4 protein-coding genes and 1 pseudogene are annotated in these 4,187 nt (G+C 73.3%); 2 read left to right on the forward strand and 3 right to left on the reverse strand.

Annotation, left to right across the window (positions count from 1 at the left end; genetic code table 11):
* Both ACYVE9_RS17670 and ACYVE9_RS17675 read right to left on the reverse strand, forming a co-directional pair.
* Window positions 1-217: pseudogene (locus ACYVE9_RS17670) on the reverse strand (FGGY-family carbohydrate kinase); the annotation flags it as partial.
* 132 nt (window positions 218-349) lie between these two features.
* Window positions 350-1,246, reverse strand: a complete 897-nt coding sequence (locus ACYVE9_RS17675; RefSeq protein ID WP_461028843.1) for an NAD(P)-dependent oxidoreductase — start codon at window positions 1,244-1,246, stop codon at window positions 350-352.
* Window positions 1,247-1,615: 369 nt separating this feature from the next.
* On the opposite strand from ACYVE9_RS17675, the gene ACYVE9_RS17680 reads away from it, so the two are divergent.
* Window positions 1,616-2,215, forward strand: a complete 600-nt coding sequence (locus tag ACYVE9_RS17680) for a TetR/AcrR family transcriptional regulator (protein ID WP_461028844.1) — start codon at window positions 1,616-1,618, stop codon at window positions 2,213-2,215.
* Window positions 2,216-2,302: 87 nt separating this feature from the next.
* On the opposite strand, the gene ACYVE9_RS17685 is transcribed toward ACYVE9_RS17680, so the two are convergent.
* Window positions 2,303-2,689 carry a VOC family protein gene (locus tag ACYVE9_RS17685; RefSeq protein WP_461028845.1) on the reverse strand — a complete coding sequence of 129 codons (387 nt, stop codon included), beginning with the start codon at window positions 2,687-2,689 and terminating at the stop codon, window positions 2,303-2,305.
* A gap of 373 nt (window positions 2,690-3,062) precedes the next feature.
* Between ACYVE9_RS17685 and ACYVE9_RS17690 the strand changes: the two genes are divergently transcribed.
* Window positions 3,063-4,187, forward strand: a 1,125-nt coding sequence (locus ACYVE9_RS17690) for a VanZ family protein (protein ID WP_461028846.1), incomplete at its 3' end; no start/stop codon positions are given.

Genomic DNA, 4,187 nt, shown 5'->3' on the forward strand with positions numbered 1-4,187 from the left:
CGCCCGCCGGATCGTAGTGCCGCAGGGGCTGGGTGTCGCGCAGCAGCGCCCGCAGGTCGTGCAGGTCGCCGCTGACCACTTCGGCGGCGCGGGCCTGGACGAGCACGTTGCCCAGCGCCGCGGCCTCGGTCGGGCCGGCGACGACCGGCAGGCCGGTGGCGTCCGCCGTCAGCCGGCAGAGCAGCGCGTTATGCGCTCCCCCGCCGACGACGTGCACGGTTCGGTCGCGATCAGGTCAGGGTCCGGGGCCGTCTCCTCCCGCACCACGGCGGGCAACAGCCGCACACCGGGTCTGCTCGCGTGCGTTGTACGTCGAGCGACAAGGGGCGAGCGTCGTCCGTCGAGCGGGCTACGGGTGCCTCGGCGCCTCCGGGTTGGTCTCGGTGCGGGTCTCGATGGCCCGGAGGACGGCCACCATGTCGGCGCTTCCCAGGCCGAGCCCGACGGTCTCGCCGAACAGTGCGTGGCAGGTGTCGAGCAGCGGCGAGGCGGTGCCGGACTCGCGGGCGGCCTCGGCGATCAGCCGGTTGTTCTTCAGCACGTCTGCGACCGCCGCCTGCGCGGCGAAGTCGCCGTCCCGCAGTTTGGCGGCCTTCATGCGGGAGACGGCGCTCGCCATCGGACCCGCGTCGAGCACGGCCAGGAACTGCTCGCGGTCCAGGCCGTGCCGTTCGGCGAAGTGGAACGCCTCGGTCAGGCCGGTGACCATGGTGATCAGGAACAGGTTGACGGACAGCTTCGTCAGCAACGCCCGCGGCACGGACCCGCAGTGGAACAGCTGGCGGCACATCGGCCGGAGCAGCGTACGCACCTGCTCGACTGCCTGGTCCTCCCCCGCGACCATCGCCACCAGCTCGCCGTCCTCGGCCGGGCGGCGGGAGCCTGAGACGGGCGCTTCCACGTAACTGCCGCCGGCGGCACGGACGTCGGCCTCCAGTTGCCGGGAGTATTCGGCGGAGGTGGTGCCCATGTGCACCACGGTGTGCCGGGAGACGCGCTCGGCGAACCGGTCCGTGCCGCGTGCCAGCACGCTGTCGACGGCGGCCTCGTCGGCCAGCATGAGGATGACCACGCGGGTTCGGCGGAACACGTCGGCGGGGTCGGCCGCCGTCTCCGCTCCTGCCGCGCGCAGCGGTTCCGTCCGGGCGGCCGTGCGGTTCCAGACGACGAGTCCGACTCCCGACCGGGCCAGGTTGAGCGCCATGGGCAACCCCATGACGCCGAGCCCCATGAATCCCACTGCCACCGCGCACCGCCGTCCCCGGACCGGCACCCCACGGCGTGCCCCGGCCACGGGGTGCGGCCCTCTCACCGCACCGACTATGACAGTCGTCATAGTAGCGCCGCGGCGGGTCACCGTCACCCGCCGCACGTCCGGCGGCCGGGCACGTATGGCGTCTGACCCGCGCCCACGCCGACGGGCGGGCCCGGCGTGGAACAGTCCTTCCTCGCAGGGCTCGGGCGGTGGGGAGGGCCTGGTCCCGGACGGCCCGGGTGTGCCGGGAGTGGAGCCGCCTCGTCGGCCCGGAGGACCCGGTGGGAGCGTCGTAGGCTGGCCCCTGCGGCGTTGGGCGGCTCTCGTCCCCGGCGCGCGAGCAGCAACGGGAGGTCGGCGATGGCGGTTCCCCAGGGGCCCCGGGAGCGGGGGCCGCGTGAGCGCATGGTGTTCAGTGCGGCGCAGCTCATCCGCCGGGACGGAGTCACCGCCACGGGGATGCGGGATGTCGCCGCGCACGCGCAGGCGCCCAGGGGATCACTGCAGCACCACTTCCCCGGTGGCAAGGAGCAGCTCGTCAACGAGGCGGTGTCCTGGGCCGGCGGTTACGCGGCCCGGCGCGTCGGCCGGTTCCTCGACGAGATGCCGCAGCCGTCACCGAGCGGCCTGTTCGCCGCGATGGTGCGTCAGTGGACCGACGAGTACGAGACCGAGGGGTTCGCCGCGGGGTGCCCGGTCGCCGCGGCCACGGTGGACTGCGCCGAGTCCTCGGCCTCCACTCGGCAGGCCGCCGCCGACGCGTTCGGGGGCTGGATCCGGCCGGTGGCCGGTGCGTTGCGCGACATGGGTGTGCCCGGGCCGAGGGCCGACCGGCTGGCGGCGCTCATGGTCAGCGCGCTGGAAGGTGCCATCCTGCTCGCCCGGGCCGAGCAGGACGCCCGGGCACTGACCACCGTGGCGGAGGAACTCGGTCCGCTGCTGGACAGCGGCGTCGAGTGAGACCCGAGGGGTGGTGACCCTCCCCGGGGGTGGGGGGGGGGGGGGGGGGGGGGGGGCCCGGCCGACCACGGGCGCACGAGGCCGCGGCTACGACTCGAAGGTGTAGGGGCGGGTGATGATCTCCATACCGTGTCCGGCCGGATCCATGAAGTACAGCCCGCGCCCGCCGTGATGGTGGTTGATCTCGCCCGGGTGCTTCCGGTGCGGATCGGCGTAGTAGGTGATCCCGGCCTCGCGGATACGGGCGAAGGCCGCGTCGAACTCCTCGTCGGAGACGAGGAACGCGTAGTGCTGCATGACGATCGACTCCGCCGGGATGGCGGCGAAGTCCAGGGTGACCCCGTTTGCGGTGGTCAACGGAACGAACGGGCCCCATTCGGCGCCCGGTTCGAGTCCCAGGACGTGCGCCAGGAACTCGGCCGACTCCCGGTTGTCACGGGAGTGGATGATGGTGTGGTTCAACTCGACTGACATGCGTAAATGCCTCCGTAAGGCACTCACGGGCACCTCCATGCCTCACCCGGCCGGTGACCGACACGCGATGCCGTACCGGCGATCCTAGGCAGCGCCTATCCCGGTGTCGAGAGCGCTCCGAGCGGTCCTGGCCGGACACCGGACGACGTGTTCCCGGGCGGGGCGAGCCGCAGGCCGGTCGTTACCAATCCCCTCTCCGTCCGCGGGCAGGGCGGGGGCGGGGGCGATGGCCGGTCCCGGCGGCTGACACCCTGGGCAGGGTGTCCTCTACCCTGGCGGTCGGCGGGAAGCCGCCGACCGCCGCGGGAAGGCGCCAACACCCGGAGCTCCGCCCGGAGTCCGCAGGTCCGGTTCCCGGCCGACCCGGTCCCCTATGCGGCTGAGCACGCCGCAGAAAGCACCAGTCGTGTTCCGTACCTACCTGCTGCCGGTCGAAGCCGCGGTCTCACTCTTCCCGCTCATCACCGCCCTGATCATGGTGCCGGTCGCCGTCCGCGGCTACCGGCGGCGCGGCCGGGCCGGCGGCTGGGCCGTCCTCGTCTTCTACAGCTTCGTCTTCTACCTGCTCGCCGCACTGTTGCAGACGCTGATGCCGCTGCCCGCCGACACCGACGCGCACTGCGCGACGGCCCGCTACGCCGCCAGCCCGCAGCTGGAACCCTTCGCGTTCCACGGCACGGTGTCCGCCGCGGCGGGCGGCGACTGGGCGCCGGCCACGCTGCTGAGCCTCACCCCGACCTGGACCACCCTGCTCAACGTGGCCCTCCTGCTCCCGCTCGGCGTCTACCTGCGCTACTACCTGCGCCAGCGGCTGCCCGCCGCGACCGCCGCGGCGTTCGCCACCTCGCTGTTCTTCGAGACCACCCAGTACACCGGACTCTGGTTCGTCTACGACTGCCCCTACCGGCAGTTCAACGTGGACGACCTGATCCTCAACACCGGTGGAGCGGTCCTCGGCTGGCTGCTCGCCGGTCCCCTGTCGCGGCTGCTGCCCGTCAACGACCCGGAGGGCGAACGTGAGCGCTACGGCGGCCGGATCACCCTCACCCGTCGTGCTCTGGCCTTCCTGACCGACCTCACCGGGTGGCTCGTCACCTGGACCCTGGCCACCGGCCTGCTGGCCGTCACCACCGACTGGTCCACCGGCCGGCACCACGCCTTCCCGGTCGGCGCCGCGCTGGGGCTGGTGTGGTTCTGGCTGCTGCCCGCCGCGTTCGCGTACAGCCCGGGCAAGCGAGCCGTGCTGCTGCGCATCACCCGGCCGGACGGCCGCCGTGCCGGCCCCGCGCGGATCACGGTCCGCGCCTGGACGCTGTACAGCCCGCTCGCCCTCGGTTGGCTGACCCTCGCCGCACACACCACGACGGTGACCCTCCCCGAACCGGCCGGGCAGGTCCTGCCGTACGCGGCGCTGCTCGCCGCCACCGTCCTGTGGGGACGGCCGCCACTGGCAGCGCTGGTGCGCCGCGGCGGGCGGGCACCGCACGAACGCTGGTCC

It is taken from the genome of Streptomyces sparsus (genome assembly GCF_054776295.1).

Excerpts from the sequence above, each read along its gene's own strand:
- ACYVE9_RS17685 (WP_461028845.1), bottom strand. The coding sequence starts at position 2,689 with ATGTCAGTCGAGTTGAACCACACCATCATCCACTCCCGTGACAACCGG.
- ACYVE9_RS17680 (WP_461028844.1), top strand. The coding sequence starts at position 1,616 with ATGGCGGTTCCCCAGGGGCCCCGGGAGCGGGGGCCGCGTGAGCGCATG.